The organism is Verrucomicrobiia bacterium, assembly GCA_035946615.1.
Classification (GTDB): Bacteria; Verrucomicrobiota; Verrucomicrobiia; order Limisphaerales; family UBA8199; genus DASYZB01.
Genome location: DASYZB010000009.1, coordinates 89,311 through 104,422, shown reverse-complemented (window position 1 = coordinate 104,422; position 15,112 = coordinate 89,311). Strand labels below are relative to the sequence as shown.

Below are 15,112 nucleotides of genomic sequence, written 5' to 3'. Positions count from 1 at the left end.
CAGCGCCTCCGTGTATATAAATGACGCCGAGGACGGTCTTCTGCACGATTATGAGGTTTGGCTCGAGAAGCTGGCGCCCCACGAACCCACCTCACAGTATCACCACAATCGCACCGGGGAAGACAACGCGGATGCGCATTTGAAACGCCAGGTCATGGGCCGCGAAGTCGTTGTCGCCATCACAAAAGGCAAGCTGGATTTTGGTCCCTGGGAGCAGATTTTCTACGGTGAATTTGACGGCAGACGCCGCAAACGCGTGCTGGTGAAAATTATTGGGGAATAAGAGAGCAACGGCAGGAGCCGGCGTGAGGGGGTTCTCCTGTTTAAAACGGCTTCTCCGGCGCCCCTTTGGTTCCCCAATCGCTGGGCTGGGGGCCCATCTTGAAAATCAACGTGCCGCCTCGTTTCAATTCGCGATAGGGAAGAAAAGGCGTTTCCCAATTCTTCCCGTTCAACCGGACTGACTGGATATAGATATTTTCGCGCGAAAGGTCTTCGGCCATCATGGTGAATTTCTTCCCATTGGAGAGGCGGATGACGGCTTTGGGCACCGCGGGGCTGCCGATCGCATAATAATCACTGGCAGGACAAACGGGGTAAAAGCCTAAAGCGGTGAAGAGGTACCAAGCCGACATCTGGCCGCAGTCATCATTGCCGCTCAGCGAATTGGGCTTGTTGCCGTATTGCGTATCGATCACCTGGTGCAACCTTTGAGCGGCTTTCCAGGGTTGGCCCGCATAGCAGTAGAGATAAATGATGTGGTGGCTGGGTTCGTTGCCATGCCAGTACTCACCAATTCGGCCCTGGATGTCCTCAACCCCTTTGCTCTTGTCCGCCTCGTGAAAGGTAAACAACTCATCGAGCTTTTGGGCGAACCTTTCCTTGCCGCCGAACAATCGGATCAGGCCCGGCACATCCTGGGGAACATACCAGGAGAACTGCCAACTGGTGCCTTCGGTCACATCGTTGCTCATCGTATTCTCATTGTAAAAATGCGGGTCGAACGGCGCGCGCCACTGGCCATGAGAATCCTTGGGCCGCATCAGGCCGATGCCCGGGTCGTAGAGGTTCGTATAGCAGCAGGCCCTTTTCATGAACTGGTGGTAATCGTCTGTTTTGCCCAGAACCTCTGCCATCTGCGCCACGCAGAAATCGTCGAAGGCGTATTCGAGGGTTTTGGAAAGAGATTCGTTTTCTTCATCGCAAGGGACCCAGCCGAGCCGGGCATAGGCCGAGACCGCATCGTAATCGGGATTGAGCGCGGTGGTCTTGATGGCGTCATAAGCACGGTTGGGGTCGAATCCTTTGACGCCTTTCAAGTAAGCATCGACAATAACCGGCACGGAGTGATAGCCGATCATGCACCAGGTTTCATTGCCTTGCAGCGACCAGATGGGCAGGAGGTGGTCCACGCTCTGATCGTAATGGGCCAGCAATGAGTTGATCATGTCCGCGTCCCGGGGCGCTTGAATCAGAGCAAAGAGCGGATGCGTTGCCCGATAAGTATCCCAGAGCGAGAACACGGTGTAATTTTTGAACCCTTTTGCGTGATGAATATTTGAATCCACCCCGCGATACTCGCCGGTAACGTCTTCATACAGGTTGGGCGCCAGGAAGGCGTGATACATTCCTGTATAAAAAGTCTCTTTCTCTTCCTCCGACCCTTCGATCTGAATCTTGCTCAATTCCTGGTCCCATTGTCGCCGGGTCGCATCCACCATCCGTTGGAAATTCCAGTCGCCAGGCGGAATTTCTGAATCGAGATTCTGCAGGGCATTGGCCGCGCTGACCGCCGAGACGGCCACCTTCACCAGGATCGGCTCGCCGGGACTTGTGTTGTAACCGGCCAGAAATTGCAGGTTCGTGCCCGCTGCTTCGTTCCGGCTGCGAAAACGATATGTCCGGTAGCTGTCGTACTTCGCTTCAACCCCGTTGTTCATGATGCGATAGCGATCAAAGGGCTTGGAATAACGCGCTGCAAAATAAAGATAACGCTCCCTGGCCCAACCGTTGATCAGGTGGAAACCGGTAATGGTTGAGCGGTCCTCGACCCGCAGGTGAGACCAAATCAAATGGAAGCGTTTGCCGCTCAGGAAATGCTGCATGTCGGTCATGATCCAGGCCTCGTCACTTTGAGGGAACGTGAAGCGCATCATCCCCGCCCGTTCCCCGGCCGTCAGCTCGACGGTGACATCGTTGTTCAGCAATTTGACCTTGTAATAACCCGCCGAGGCCTCTTCCTGCTCATGCGAATAGCGCCCCCGATAGCCCGCGTCCGGGTCTGCCTTCGTCCCGGCCACAAGCTTCGGCGCGCCAACCTGCGGCATGAACAGGAAATCTCCCAAATCCGGAATCCCTGTGCCGGTCAGATGCGTCAGGCTAAAACCCATAATCGAGGTGTCGGAGTATTCGTAGCCCGATGCCGTTTCCCATAAATCCCGGTCCGTATCCGGTCCGAGTTGAACCATTCCGAAGGGTGCGGAGGGACCCGGATACGTGTTGCCTTCGCCCTGCGTGCCGACGAATGGGCGAATATAATCAGAGAGATGCCCGGACGAGACGCCGCCCCCGAGCACTGCCAGCGGCCCCAACAGGAGGATAAAACCGGCTACAAGGCGCCGAAGCTGTTGAAAGCGCGAGAGAGACGCAACCGTGCGGATTGTTGTCATAAAACGTGCAATACAAGCCCTCGCCTCTCGTCCGAAGTCAAACCTGTTTTCGCCCACAGGGTATAGTAATGCCTCAGTGACTACGGGGCTGCCGGCTGAAGCCGGCGTTCCGGACGCGCGGAACGCCGCCTTTAGGCGGCAGCGCCCGCCGTCACTAACCGATTACAGGGTATAAGCGCTTTCCGTTGCACATTCAGGAGTAAGGGATTACAGTGGCTCAAACCTCATCGAGAACCAAACTATGAAAACCAAAACTCTTAGCCGCCGTCAATTCCTCGAACGATCCGCTGCCGCCGCCGGTGGGCTGGTCTTGAGTGCCTGTTCCGCAGTGCGTCCTCGGGCGCGACGCACCGCTGTGGACCGGGTGGCGCTGGGCCAGACCGGTCTCCACCTGAGCCGGTTGGGCTTCGGCACGGGCAGCAACAGCGGCCAGGTGCAGCACGCCTTGGGCCAGGAAGGTTTCAACCGGCTCATCCACCATGCGTATGACCAGGGCATTACCTATTTGGATTGCGCCCAAAGCTACCAGACCTTCCAGTGGCTGGGCGGCGCAATCAAGGGCCTGCCCCGCGAGAAGCTGTTCATCCAGTCCAAAGTCCCCGGCCAACCCCAGGATGTCTTGGCAGCAATCGATCACCACCGCAAAGTCTTCGACACCGATTACGTCGATAGCATGCTCATCCATTGCATGGTTAAAGACAGCTGGACCGACAATTGGAAACGTATCATGGATGGCTTTGACGAGGCAAAGCAGAAGAAGTGGATTTTGGCCAAAGGCGTTTCGTGTCACAGCCTTCCGGCTCTCCGCGCCGCCACGAATTCAACTTGGACCGAGGTGCACCTGGTCCGGGTCAATCCCCAGGCAAACCACATCGATGGCATGGCTGAAACCTGGAATGAACCAGGCCACGACCTGGCCCCTGTATTGGCTGAAATCCAAACCATGCGAGCCAAGGGCCGTGGTATCATCGGCATGAAGATCATCGGCAATGGGGAATTCATACAGGCTGAAGACCGCGAAAAATCCATCCGGTTTGCCATGTCGCGCCCCGAATTAGACGCAGTCGTTATCGGTTTCAAGAGCACCGGCGAGGTTGACGAGGCCATTCAGCGGATGAACGCGGCGTTGGCAGACGCGGCTTAAGCGGTCTCGGCGCCCGTAATCCAGCTAATGTGGCCAAAGCCACCCTGGATGCCCTCAGGACTCTTCGCTTCGAAGAGAAACACAAGCCGCCTGTGCTGCAATTCCCTGATTCGCCTAGTCCTTTGCAACTCAACTGACGAGGTCGAGGGTGGTCTATTACCCTATATATCTCGATGACCTAACCTCGCTTCCAAAGAACGGATTGCTGACTCCATGACGGAGTCTCTGGGGCTCTTCAGCCAATAGCGCTAATCCGTCCGCTTTAAAATGACCAGCCAGGCGGTCGAATTGGGCGCGTTGCCTCCCAATACCAGCATCTCCCCTTTCGCCAATGTTTGCTTGCGCTTGACCACCTCTCTGCCTTTGCCAATTAGCGATACTTCCACCGCCTCATTGCCAACCGTTTTCACATCCAACTGGCACTTGTCGCTTACAGCAACTTCTCTGCTGTCGGAGGGGGGCACCCGAAAGCTTCGCCGCCGCACCTCGAACCAATTAGTCCATTTGAGCGGCAGGTCGCGTAATTTGTTCCGTATGTCTGCCTCGATGGGTTTGTAGTCTTTGCCCGCAGGGGGTTTGCTCTCGTTGGTCCCCCAAACAAGGGTCGCTTCAAACTTCGAATCGGCCCCTTGCGCGAAGGACGCAACATCAACCAACAGCAGCATCGCCGCCACTGAGAAAACTCTGGTAAACTGGCAACTCAGTTTCGCCACATGCGTCGGAAAGCAATTCCCTCTCCTCCTTTGGAGGAGAGGGCTAGGGAGAGGAGGCACTCTATCTCGAAACTTCTGTGTCACAGTACTACCCCTAGCTCCGGGGTTTGCTCATGAATTCATTGCAAGGCGGTGAATTCGTCTTCACCCGGGATTTCCCGCTCTGCAGGGTAAGAAAGCCAAACCAATGTGGCGCCGGCCGAAGAGTCGTGATAGGTGAATGTGCCTGCATCGGTTACTGCCGTTTCGACCGCCGGTGTGCTGAAATGGAAGCTGCGGATGCCAAGAAAACAAGCCAGCGCCACCAAAACCAGCCCGGTGGCAGGCACTAGCAGCCGTTGCCAAAGCGCCAGCACACCCACCGGCGCCTCGTCGCGTCCAGCCCTATCCACCCGGCGGATGTCCCGCTCGATCTTGGACCAATAGAATTCTCGCGTTTCGGGCAGCGTGATGCCCTGTTCAAACCCGGCAACCGCTTCCCGGGTTTGGCTCAATTCGGCAAATAAAGAGGCCGCCTCCGGGTCACGCCCCAGCCGCTCGACAACCTGGCGCGCTTCGGCTTCGGACAGTTCCCCATCCAAATGAGCCTGAAGTTTAAGTTGTTCCTGATACTCCATCATCTCCAGTTTTCCTTTTTTATTTCCGCCAGCAGAGCTGCCAGCTTCCGGCGCGCATAAAACAACCGGGACATCACTGTGCCAATTGAGCAGCCCATCACTTTTGCTATCTCTTTATATTCCAGTTCTTCGAACTCGTGCAACACCAGCACCGTTCGATGTTCATAAGACAATTGACTCAATGCTCGGTCGATACGCTGCCGCAATTCGCTCCGTTCCAAACCCGCCGTCGGGTTGGAGGTCACGACCGGCATTTGGCGCTCTACCCCGCCGGATTCCTCGTTCATCTCCTCGATGGACTCGGTCCGCTGGCGCTTTTGCTTGCGCAACTGATCCAGGCACAGATTGATGACGATCCGCGTTATCCACGTGCCGAAACTGGATTCGCCCTGGAACTGTGCCAACCGCTGCCAGGCCTTGACCCATGCTTCTTGAGAAAGATCAACGGCTTCTTCTTCATTCCGCATCATACTATAAGCCCGCGCGTAAATCTTGTCGCGATGCCGGGCGACCAGCTCCTCGAAGGCAGCCATGTCTCCCCGCTGCGCAGCGCGCACGCAGGTCTGATCATCTGCGGACGAATGACCTTTATCTGTCATCGGTTCGACGGACCCTGGCCGAGGGATATTCAACACATCGGGACCCGGTTTGGGTTCCGTAATTCCTCCTACAAAACGTCTCCTGCCTTCTATGCCGTTGGTGGCTTGGTAGCATGCTCTTCGGGCCTTAGAGTTTTCCTTTGGTCGAGGGCAAGCGTCCGGCGATGCGCGGGTCCTTTTGACAGGCGGCATCCACGGCGCGCGCAAAGGCCTTGAAGAGGGCTTCGGTAATATGATGTGGCTCATCCCCATACAACAGCTCCACATGAAGATTGCAGCGCGCTGCGTTGACGAACCCTTGGAAGAATTCGCGAGCCAGCCCAAATCGAAAAGCGGAGGACATGTCCTGTGTTTTCTCGGATTTGGTAAGTCTTTTGTAGGCAAAAACATCCAGACCACGCCAGACCAGCATGGGCCGCCCGCTAAAGTCAATGACGCACCGGGCCAGGCATTCGTCCATCGGGACGTAGGCCTCACCCGCAGCGGGGTTACGGGGCTCGAAACCCGTCCCATACCGTCTGATGCCCGTTTTATCGCCCAAAGCCATGGCAAAGGCCTCTCCCAGCACGATGCCGCAATCCTCGACGGTGTGATGGGCATCAACGCCCAGGTCACCGCGGCAACGGAGCGTCAGATCAACCACCGCATGCCGGGCGAACAAGGTCAACATATGGTCGAAGAAGGGGAGCCCGGTTTGGATGGAGGCCCTGCCTTTGCCGCTGATTCTGAGTTGGGCTTTGATGTCGGTCTCGGTCGTTGTACGCCGGACCTGGGCTTGCCGCTTTATCATCGGGCGATTTTGTAGCAGAGAATCCCGCCAAAAACAAATCCGGAAACGCCGGAAGGACATTTCAGCATGCTCTGGGGCCGCGTCGGCCCCGCTCAGAACTCGATAGCCTCGTTCATCTGGCCGCATTGCGAGCATCGCGAGCGGTCCACATCCGGGTCATCGGTATAGACATAACCGCAGCGCCTGCAGCGGAAGATACGGTCTGCGCTGGCGGTCGGCTCGAAACGGCGCCTGCGCAGTTCGGCATAGACGGCCACCAGGGTGAGAGCCGCGAGCAAGACCACCACATAGAGCAGGATCAACGTAGGAATCGGCATGACTCGATTTAGTGTGGTGAATTCTGGCTCTTGCCCGCAGACGCGCCCAACAGGGTGCGCCATTTAAATACCAACTCGCCCCAGACCAGGCCTGATAAGGCGCCAACCGGGGTCGAGGCTGTATCGTGCCGCTCGGGCTCAAAACGAGCCGCTCGGGCTTGACGCATTGCCTGTGCGTCGGCTTCTTTGAGTCCACTGCTCACCAATAAGGTTAATGAGACTGGCGTTCCCTGGGCATTCACCATGATTTGCACCACAGTGTTTGTGAGCAAATCGGCATTTGTCCAGGAGGGCAGTTCAACGGGCGTCAATAAAAGCCGGTTGGCCAGCGCCCCATCCACCTGAAGGCTTGAGTGCTCCGGCAACTCAGCGGAAACGATCTCGGGCATCTTCAACTCCAGTTTAAGGTGGATGCCGGCTTGGGAGAACCAGGGCGGATTGGTTTCGGCAAATTGGTTGAACAGGGCGCCGAGCTGGCTGACCTCCAGCTCCAGCCACCGCGGCGGTTCGGACCATGCAAACTGCTGAAATTCCTGACGCGGGGCCATGAGCCAACCCGGACCCGAAAAACCATGGCGATGCGGCAAGGCGAAAAGAGTCGGGTCCATCCAGGTCAGCAATTCGGACGAATTTGTCGGCGCCAGCCGCAGATTCGCTCCTTTGGCGGCCTGGCGAGAGGCCGGTTCATGGCGTGCCCCGAGCCAAAAGATAAAACCCACCTGTGCGCCGCAAACCAAGGCTATCAGCGTCAGCCAGCGTCCGCGCGACCAGCCCCGGGCGGTCCCTGCCGCTGGGCCCATGGCCTGGCTGCCGGAGTTCGGAGCGCTCATGGATGCGGCCCCAGCGGGCGAGGCAAGGTGGCCAGCCAGGCCTCGGGGATGCCGGCGTCGCGCGCCAGCAACGTCAGGTGAATCAGCGATTTGAAACTAACGCTTTCGTCGGCCTGCACCAGGAGCGTCAGGGGCTGGGGAGATTGTTTTGCCGCTTCCCGCAGCCTGCCGCGCAACTGGTTTTCGTCGATGATTTGGTCTTCGAAATACAGGCGTCCACCCGAATCGACAGCCACCGAGACGGTCGGTTTGTCAGTGCCAGGCAAGTCGCCCGCGTAAGGCAATTGCAGCCGGACGCCGGGAGTATAAACCAGCGAACTGACCATCCACAGAATCACCAAAAGAAAAAACACCGCCGCAAACGGGGCTGCATCCAGTTGGCCGCGGAAGATGCGCGCATTACGGGGAAACTTCATTGGCTCTCAACCTTGGCTTCTTCGGAGACGATATTCACCGCCTCGGTCGCCGCCCGTTCCATATCCAGGACAATTGAGTTGACGCGGCTGACAAGGTAATTATAGGCCGCATGGGCTGGGATGGCGACGGCCAGGCCCGCAGCCGCGCACACCAGGGCCTGCCAAATGCCGCCTGCCAAATCACCGACATGCGCATAGAGGCCCTGTTGCTGCATCGAGGCAAAGGTCTGGATGAAGCCCAGCACCGTCCCCAGAAGCCCCAGCAAAGGCGCCAGTTGGGCGATGGTGGCCAGCAGATTGAGCTTTTCCTCCAGACGCGGGACCTCCGCCAACCCCGCTTCATCGAGGGCCTCGCGCACCCGCTCCCGCCCGTGGCCCCGGTTGAGGATGGCCGTCTTTACCAGCCGCGCCACTGGGCCTGGGGTGGCATCGCAAATCGAGAGCGCCTCGACCACATTGTTGCGCTTGAGCACCGTGCGCACACCATTGAGGAATTCCGTCGAGTTGATCTGCGCCCTATGGCAGTGGAGGAATCGCTCAATAAAAACCACTACCCCAACCGCGCTGGTCAGCAGGATCAAATAAAGGACCGGTCCCCCATGGGACAATAACACCGGCAATGTCAGCATGGGTTCTTTATATGTTTTTGCCGCCTGCGTTCAAAGGCCAAAGTGTGCACGCTCACTGAATGGTGAGGCGCCGTTTGTGCCTCCGTTGCCCGCAAAAGTGCTACAAAAATCTCCGTTCCCTTCGTTTCCTCCTGTTTCTTTCTGCATGTTTCCGGCTTAGACTGGCCGGCAGGATGAACACCTTGGCTATGCATGAATTCCACCAGGCGCTCGGGGCCGGCTTTGGGAGCTTAAATAACGCCGAGTTGGTGACCTGTTATGGCGATACATCGAGCGAATATCGCGCCCTGCGCGAAGGCGCCGGTGTTCTGGATTTGAGCTTTCGCAGCCGGCTCTGCCTGGCAGGCGGCGACCGGCTCCGTTTTCTGCATGGCCAGGTTACCAACGACATCAAGGGTTTGCGCCCCGGCCAGGGTTGTTATGCGGCGTTGGTGAACGCCAAGGGGAAAATGGAAAGCGACCTGAACGTGTTCTGTTTAGCGGATGAGTTGCTGCTCGATTTCGAGCCTGGGCTTGGCGCGATGGCAGCCCAACGGCTGGAAAAGTACATCGTCGCTGATGATGTGCAGGTTGTGGATGTTGCCGCATCCTATGGCCTGCTAAGCGTCCAGGGGCCTCGGGCCGAGCAAGCCATCAACGAACTCAAAATCTTTCCCGCTGTTCCAACTCAAAACTGGACCTCAGTCAGCTTGCGTGATCAAACCCTCGGTGAACTTTGCCTTATAAATCATTCACGGCTGGATTCGGCCGGGTTTGATTTGTTCGTGCCGGTTGCGGCGCTCGCTGCGGCGGCAGACAAACTCCTGGCGGCGGCGCGTGTTATGGGCGGGCTGGCTTGCGGTTGGGAAGCCTTCGAGACGCTTCGTATCGAGAATGGCATTCCCCGGTTTGGCGTGGATATGGATGACACGAATTTCCCCCAGGAAAGCGGCATTGAAGCCACAGCGGTCAGTTACACCAAAGGCTGCTATATCGGCCAGGAGGTCCTCAACCGGATTCACACCATGGGCCATGTGAACAAGCAATTGCGCAGCTTGCGCCTGCCCGGCGCCGTGACGGCCCTCCCATCGCGGGGCGATAAGCTTTATCACCAAGGCAAGGAAGTGGGCTATGTGACTTCGAGCGTCCAGTCCCAGCGGCTGAAGGCCGGCGTCGCTTTGGGCTATGTGCGAAAAGAATGCAATCAACCCGGCACAGAACTCGAATGGCGTGCCGGCCCCGGAACTGCCGGCGCCCTCTGCGTCATCGAGCCTTTCTCCAAATCGACCTAAAGCGGCTCCTTAAGCAATGTGATGAACTGTTTCATCGCCGGCGAAAGAACCTTGCTTTTCTTGTAGATGAGACCCAAGTCGCGGGAATATTTGCCGTCCAAAGGAACCGCCACCAGCGTCCCGTTTGCCACCTCACGCCGCACCGTGGGCTCCGGCACAACAGCCACGCCCGAATCGACTTCAACCACGCGCTTCAGGATTTCAATATTGTCAAATTCGCGGAAGTGTTCGGCTTTCACCCCTTCGTGCTTGAATATCCTGTCAAGGGCCCTGCGGGTGGGGATGTCGCGCTCGAAGCTGATGAGCCTCTGGCCATTCAGCGCCTTGAGCTTGATGCTTTTTAATGACGCGAAGGGGTGTTGGGGATGGCAGATCAGAACCAAAGGGTCCTTTCGCAACGACACCAGCTCCAGATTCGGATCGCGGTTCGGATAAGCGACAATGCCCAGATCGACAGCATTGCTCTTCACATCTTCATAAACCTGGTTGGAGCGGCGATACTCGATATGGGCGTTGACGTGCGGATAGTCCTTTAGCAATCGGCGCACATACGGCGGCAGTTCGTGAAGGCCGATGCTATAAACCGTCGCGATGCGCAGCTTGCCGGAGATGTCGTTCTTGACGTCCTTGAGCTTGGTCTCCAGGGCGTCAAATGTCTTGGTGATCTCTTTGCTCTTATCATACAGGACCTGCCCTTCCGGGGTGAGGTGGAAATGTTTCCGGCTCCGTTCGACCAGCAGTGAACGAAACTCCCGTTCCAGGGCGCTGATGGTTTGGCTGACCGCTGATTGGGTGACGTTGTTGATCTGGGCGGTCTTGGTAAAACTCTCCGTCTCAGCCAGGTCGCAAAATACTTTCAAACTTTCGATTTGCATAAGAACATTCAATAGAAAACCCCGTCTAAGGTCAAGGCTCGCGGCAATCAATCGCAGCCGGGGCGGTGAACCGCGCAGCGGTGCCGCGCAGGTAGACTTGGCCCTCGACCCAAACATGGTTCGGTTTTCAGGCGTCGCTACGCGATGCAGTGGAGTTTGGCCATTTTCATAACGATCTCATCTCCCTTTGTCGGAAACTTTGTCTGAAACTCGGTATGTCTGGGCAAACACCTGTGCCAGAGTAACCAGCGAGGCTGGCGGGCCAGACAGGGCATTAGCCTCTACACTCACCTGGAACACCTGGGACTGGCCGCATTCTGAGCGCCTTCTGGAATAGCCGACCCTGGCGAGAGCCGGATGGGGGAAATCTCCACGCCCGGTTCGACTAGGGAGAGGGAAGCGGCGGTCATTGGTCCTCGGGCCCGCTTCCCTTTCTACTCTACTTTCTTTCTGCATGTTTCCAGCTAAGTGCTCACTTTAAACAGCAGGACATCCCCATCGCGTACCACGTAATCGCGGCCCTCGATCCGGTAGCGGCCCGTTTCACGCGCATGATGCACCGAGCCCTGCTTGACCAGGTCCTCCCAGTTGACGGTTTCGGCCTTGATAAAGCCACGTTGGAAATCGCTATGAATTGTTCCGGCGGCTTTGATGGCGGTATCTCCCGCGTGAAGGGTCCAGGCCCGCACTTCTTTTTCATTAACAGTAAAAAACGTGCGCAATCCCAGCAGATGATAGGCGCTGCGGATGAGGGCTGAGAGGCCTGACTCCTGCACCCCAAGCGCTTTGAGGTATTCCTGCCCCTCGGATGGGCTCAAGTCCCCCAGGTCGCTTTCGAGTTGGGCGCAGACCGCTATCGTTTCGCACGCGTGGTGCGCGCGGCCATAATCGCGCACCTGGTTTACGCGCGGATTGCTTGCAGCAGCCGCCAGCTCAGATTCTTTGAGATTTGCCGCAAATATCGTCGGCTTATCTGTGAGCAGAAAAAAGCTGCGGACAATGGCCTTCTCATCCGGGGCAAGCGGGGTAGCGAGCGTGTTGGCCGGTTTGCCTGCATTCAGGTGCGCCCCGAGTTGTTCGAGCAGGCGCGCCTCAAGCAGCGCCTGCTTCTCCCCGCGTTTGACATCGCGCCCGATTTTCTCGAGGCGCTTACGCACCGTCCCCAAATCCGCCAGCACCAATTCGGTCGAGACGATTTCGATGTCACGCAGCGGGTCGATGGCGCCGGTGACGTGGACAATGTCCGGGTCGTCGAAACAGCGGACCACATGCACCAGGGCATCGACCTCGCGGATATGGCTGAGGAACTTATTGCCAAGCCCCTGCCCTTGCGATGCGCCTTTGACCAGGCCCGCTATATCCACGAATTCGATCGTGGTCGGGATCAGGGTGTTGACCTTGGCGATCTCGGCCAGCGGCTGCAGGCGTTCGTCAGGAACGGTTACCACGCCTAGGTTGGGGTCAATGGTGCAGAAGGGGTAATTCTCCGCCGGGGCCTTATGCGAGCGCGTGAGGGCGTTAAACAGCGTCGATTTGCCAACGTTCGGAAGCCCGATGATTCCTGCCTTCAGCATGGGAACAGGATACCCAAAAGCGCAGAAAAGAAACACGCTGAAAAACGGCTCTCAGGTCCTGGCCATCGCCAGCCGGATTAGCCTCATCAGGTCGCTGTATGTCTCGACCGCCTCGAACTCAGGGAATTGGCCCTTCACGTTGTCCGGCGCGCGGAACAGAAACCCCACATGGGCTTCGGTGAGCATGGTCGTATCGTTGAACGAGTCACCGGCCGAAATGACGTGGTAGTTGAGCAGCTTGAACGCGGCGACCGCCCGTTGCTTCTGTTCCGGCACACGCAATTGATAATCCACAATCCGATCGTTTTCTGTCACCAATCGATGGCACAGCAGCGCCGGCCAGCCCAGTTGGCGCAGCAGCGGTGCTGCAAACTGCTCGAAGGTATCGGACAGGATGATGACCTGGACCATGGCACGAAGTTCATCGAGGAATTCTTTCGCCCCGGCCAATGGCTCAAGTTGCCCAATAACCCTTTGGATATCTGCTAGTTTCAACCCGTGGCGGTCCAGTATTGCCAGGCGCCCTCGCATCAGTTTGTCGTAATCGGGTTCGTCACGGGTTGTGCGGCGCAGTTCCGGGATGCCGGTCTTCTCGGCAACCGCTATCCAGATTTCCGGTGTCAGCACCCCTTCCATATCCAATGTGACAATTGACTGTTTCACCGGTGGGCCCTCCGGAGCAATGTCAGCCCGGCTTTGCCGCCTTCAGCTCGATATGTAAATCGCGTAACTGGCGCGGCGACACCGGGGCGGGCGACTCGGTCATCAGGCAAGTGCCTTTGGCAGTCTTGGGAAAAGCAATAACGTCCCGAATGCTCGGAGTGCCGCAGAGGATGGCTATCATCCGGTCAAAGCCCAGGGCGATGCCGCCGTGGGGCGGAGCGCCGTACTTAAAAGCATCCAGCATGTAGCCAAAGCGCAGGCGGGTCTCCTCGGGCGGGATTTGCAACACCTCCTCGAAGACCATCTTCTGCACATCGGGCTGGTGAATGCGGATCGAGCCGCCGCCCAATTCGACTCCGTTGACGACTACGTCGTAATGCTGGCCGCGGACTTTCTTCGGTTCGTTTTTGAGGAGGGGAATATCCTCGGCAACCGGCGCTGTGAAGGGATGATGTGTCGAGTACCAGCGATTCTGTTCTTTATCAAAGCTCAACAATGGAAAATCGACAACCCACAGAAAATCGAAACGCCCGGCGGGAATATCGAGCCGCCCCTGCGCTTTGAGCAGATCGGCGCAATAGAGCCGGATTTTGCCCAGAATCTCACACGCCGCGAGCCACTGGTCTGCCGCAAAAAGAATCAAGTCGCCTTCGGCGATATTCAATTTTTGTGCCAGGGCCGCTCTTTCGGTTTCGTTGAAAAACTTGACGATTGGCGATTTCCATTCGCCGCCTTCGATCTTGATAAAGGCCAGGCCTTTGGCGCCGAGGCTTTTGGCCAGCTCGGTCATGGCGTCGATTTGGCCCTGAGTGGCTCCCGCCAGGCCCTTGGCATTGATTGCCTTGACCACCCCGTGATTGGCAATTGCCCCGCTGAATACCTTGAAGGTGCTCCCACGAAATTCCTCGGTAAAATCGGCTAACCCAATTCCGAACCGTGTATCGGGCTTGTCAATGCCGTAGCGATTGATGGCTTCCTGGAAGGTGATTCGCTTGAACGGGACCGGCACATCGATGTTGAGAGCAATCTTCCAGACGCGTTGCAGCAACCCTTCGACCAAGCGGTAAATGTCCTCCCGATCAATGAAGGACATTTCAATATCGATTTGTGTAAATTCGAGCTGCCGATCGGCGCGCTGGTCTTCATCGCGAAAGCATCGGGCCAACTGGTAATAACGCTCGATGCCGCCGACCATGAGGATTTGTTTGAACTGCTGCGGCGATTGCGGCAGGGCGTAGAATGTGCCCGGCTCACGGCGGTTGGGCACCAAAAACTCGCGCGCGCCCTCCGGTGTGCTCTTAAAGAGAATCGGGGTTTCGACTTCCACAAAACCCTGCTCGTCCATGTAACTGCGGGTCGCGATGGCCACTTTGCTGCGCAATCGGATGTTGCGCGCCATCTCAGGCCGGCGCAAATCCAGGTAACGGTACTTGAGCCGCAATTCCTCGTTCACCTTGCTGGCCACCTCCGGGTCATCCACCGGAAACGGCAGCACCTCGGCGTAGTTCAATAATTCGAGCGACGACACCGCCACTTCGATTTCGCCTGTGGGAATTTTTGGATTGCTGGTTCCGGTTGGGCGCTGGCGGACCTTGCCGGTGACCCGGACAACGCACTCGCTGCGCAGGGCCGCGGCCCGCTCAAACAGGTCCTTCGGCAGGTCCGATGGGTCGAACACTGTTTGAGTGCGCCCTTCGCGATCCCGAATATCAATAAAAATGACCCCGCCCAAGTCGCGTCGGGAATGGACCCAACCGGCTAAAGTGACGGCCTGCCCAATGTTCACCGGGCGCAGTTCATTGCAATGATGCGTGCGTTTCATCTTAATGGATAAACCAGGAGGCAGGAGCCAGGTGCGCCGGCAGCCCTTCCCCAATCCAAAAGCGAGGGCGCATAGTGCCGGGAGTAATGAGGAATTCAAAGACAATTCTACAATCTGCGGCGGCTCGCCGCGACTACGACCGACTCGCATCGGCTTCGGGGACTATCGAACCAATCGTGGTTG

Annotated in this window: 16 protein-coding genes; 3 read left to right on the top strand and 13 right to left on the bottom strand. The window is 57.4% G+C overall.

The window, feature by feature from the left end:
- On the top strand, positions 1-283 hold a 283-nt coding region (locus VG146_01565; GenBank protein HEV2391029.1), incomplete at its 5' end, for a secondary thiamine-phosphate synthase enzyme YjbQ.
- Between the two features lie 40 nt (positions 284-323).
- Here the strand turns inward: VG146_01565 and VG146_01560 are convergent.
- Entirely contained in the window at positions 324-2,669 is a 2,346-nt protein-coding gene (locus tag VG146_01560; protein ID HEV2391028.1) for a GH92 family glycosyl hydrolase, read from the bottom strand.
- Between the two features lie 241 nt (positions 2,670-2,910).
- On the opposite strand from VG146_01560, the gene VG146_01555 reads away from it, so the two are divergent.
- Positions 2,911-3,813 carry an aldo/keto reductase gene (locus VG146_01555; GenBank protein ID HEV2391027.1) on the top strand — a complete coding sequence of 301 codons (903 nt, stop codon included), beginning with the start codon at positions 2,911-2,913 and terminating at the stop codon, positions 3,811-3,813.
- Between the two features lie 248 nt (positions 3,814-4,061).
- On the opposite strand, the gene VG146_01550 is transcribed toward VG146_01555, so the two are convergent.
- The 8 genes from VG146_01550 to VG146_01515 form a co-directional block, all read right to left on the bottom strand.
- On the bottom strand, positions 4,062-4,526 hold the full coding sequence (locus VG146_01550) for a hypothetical protein (GenBank protein HEV2391026.1): 465 nt from the start codon (positions 4,524-4,526) through the stop codon (positions 4,062-4,064).
- 119 nt (positions 4,527-4,645) lie between these two features.
- A complete protein-coding gene (locus tag VG146_01545; protein ID HEV2391025.1) occupies positions 4,646-5,146 on the bottom strand; it encodes a hypothetical protein in 501 nt (166 codons plus the stop codon).
- Positions 5,143-5,778: a sigma-70 family RNA polymerase sigma factor gene (locus VG146_01540; GenBank protein ID HEV2391024.1), complete on the bottom strand. Its 636-nt coding sequence runs from the start codon at positions 5,776-5,778 to the stop codon at positions 5,143-5,145. The genes VG146_01545 and VG146_01540 overlap by 4 nt, the downstream gene beginning before the upstream one ends.
- Positions 5,779-5,869: 91 nt before the next feature.
- Positions 5,870-6,532 (bottom strand): imidazoleglycerol-phosphate dehydratase HisB, encoded by a 663-nt coding sequence (hisB, locus tag VG146_01535; protein HEV2391023.1) that lies wholly within the window; start codon positions 6,530-6,532, stop codon positions 5,870-5,872.
- Between the two features lie 92 nt (positions 6,533-6,624).
- Complete coding sequence (locus VG146_01530; protein HEV2391022.1) at positions 6,625-6,849, bottom strand: hypothetical protein; 225 nt, start codon at positions 6,847-6,849, stop codon at positions 6,625-6,627.
- Between the two features lie 8 nt (positions 6,850-6,857).
- Positions 6,858-7,679 (bottom strand): TonB family protein, encoded by an 822-nt coding sequence (locus tag VG146_01525; GenBank protein ID HEV2391021.1) that lies wholly within the window; start codon positions 7,677-7,679, stop codon positions 6,858-6,860.
- Entirely contained in the window at positions 7,676-8,095 is a 420-nt protein-coding gene (locus tag VG146_01520) for a biopolymer transporter ExbD (GenBank protein ID HEV2391020.1), read from the bottom strand. The genes VG146_01525 and VG146_01520 overlap by 4 nt, the downstream gene beginning before the upstream one ends.
- Positions 8,092-8,724, bottom strand: coding sequence for a MotA/TolQ/ExbB proton channel family protein (locus VG146_01515; GenBank protein ID HEV2391019.1), 633 nt, complete (start codon positions 8,722-8,724; stop codon positions 8,092-8,094). The genes VG146_01520 and VG146_01515 overlap by 4 nt, the downstream gene beginning before the upstream one ends.
- A 173-nt stretch (positions 8,725-8,897) precedes the next feature.
- On the opposite strand from VG146_01515, the gene VG146_01510 reads away from it, so the two are divergent.
- Positions 8,898-9,995: a glycine cleavage T C-terminal barrel domain-containing protein gene (locus VG146_01510; protein HEV2391018.1), complete on the top strand. Its 1,098-nt coding sequence runs from the start codon at positions 8,898-8,900 to the stop codon at positions 9,993-9,995.
- On the opposite strand, the gene VG146_01505 is transcribed toward VG146_01510, so the two are convergent.
- From VG146_01505 to aspS, 4 genes are all read right to left on the bottom strand, one after another.
- Positions 9,992-10,870: a LysR family transcriptional regulator gene (locus tag VG146_01505; GenBank protein HEV2391017.1), complete on the bottom strand. Its 879-nt coding sequence runs from the start codon at positions 10,868-10,870 to the stop codon at positions 9,992-9,994. The two genes, VG146_01510 and VG146_01505, sit on opposite strands and share 4 nt — an antisense overlap.
- A gap of 464 nt (positions 10,871-11,334) precedes the next feature.
- Complete coding sequence (gene ychF, locus VG146_01500; protein ID HEV2391016.1) at positions 11,335-12,444, bottom strand: redox-regulated ATPase YchF; 1,110 nt, start codon at positions 12,442-12,444, stop codon at positions 11,335-11,337.
- A gap of 51 nt (positions 12,445-12,495) precedes the next feature.
- On the bottom strand, positions 12,496-13,107 hold the full coding sequence (thrH, locus tag VG146_01495) for a bifunctional phosphoserine phosphatase/homoserine phosphotransferase ThrH (protein HEV2391015.1): 612 nt from the start codon (positions 13,105-13,107) through the stop codon (positions 12,496-12,498).
- 22 nt (positions 13,108-13,129) lie between these two features.
- On the bottom strand, positions 13,130-14,929 hold the full coding sequence (aspS, locus tag VG146_01490) for an aspartate--tRNA ligase (GenBank protein HEV2391014.1): 1,800 nt from the start codon (positions 14,927-14,929) through the stop codon (positions 13,130-13,132).
- Between the last annotated feature and the right edge of the window lie 183 nt (positions 14,930-15,112).

Coding starts and splice junctions, on each gene's coding strand:
- aspS (HEV2391014.1), bottom strand. CDS start 14,929: ATGAAACGCACGCATCATTGCAATGAACTGCGCCCGGTGAACATTGGG.
- VG146_01525 (HEV2391021.1), bottom strand. CDS start 7,679: ATGAGCGCTCCGAACTCCGGCAGCCAGGCCATGGGCCCAGCGGCAGGG.
- VG146_01510 (HEV2391018.1), top strand. CDS start 8,898: ATGAACACCTTGGCTATGCATGAATTCCACCAGGCGCTCGGGGCCGGC.
- VG146_01505 (HEV2391017.1), bottom strand. CDS start 10,870: ATGCAAATCGAAAGTTTGAAAGTATTTTGCGACCTGGCTGAGACGGAG.
- VG146_01530 (HEV2391022.1), bottom strand. CDS start 6,849: ATGCCGATTCCTACGTTGATCCTGCTCTATGTGGTGGTCTTGCTCGCG.
- ychF (HEV2391016.1), bottom strand. CDS start 12,444: ATGCTGAAGGCAGGAATCATCGGGCTTCCGAACGTTGGCAAATCGACG.
- VG146_01545 (HEV2391025.1), bottom strand. CDS start 5,146: ATGATGGAGTATCAGGAACAACTTAAACTTCAGGCTCATTTGGATGGG.
- VG146_01515 (HEV2391019.1), bottom strand. CDS start 8,724: ATGCTGACATTGCCGGTGTTATTGTCCCATGGGGGACCGGTCCTTTAT.
- hisB (HEV2391023.1), bottom strand. CDS start 6,532: ATGATAAAGCGGCAAGCCCAGGTCCGGCGTACAACGACCGAGACCGAC.
- VG146_01560 (HEV2391028.1), bottom strand. CDS start 2,669: ATGACAACAATCCGCACGGTTGCGTCTCTCTCGCGCTTTCAACAGCTT.
- VG146_01520 (HEV2391020.1), bottom strand. CDS start 8,095: ATGAAGTTTCCCCGTAATGCGCGCATCTTCCGCGGCCAACTGGATGCA.
- VG146_01555 (HEV2391027.1), top strand. CDS start 2,911: ATGAAAACCAAAACTCTTAGCCGCCGTCAATTCCTCGAACGATCCGCT.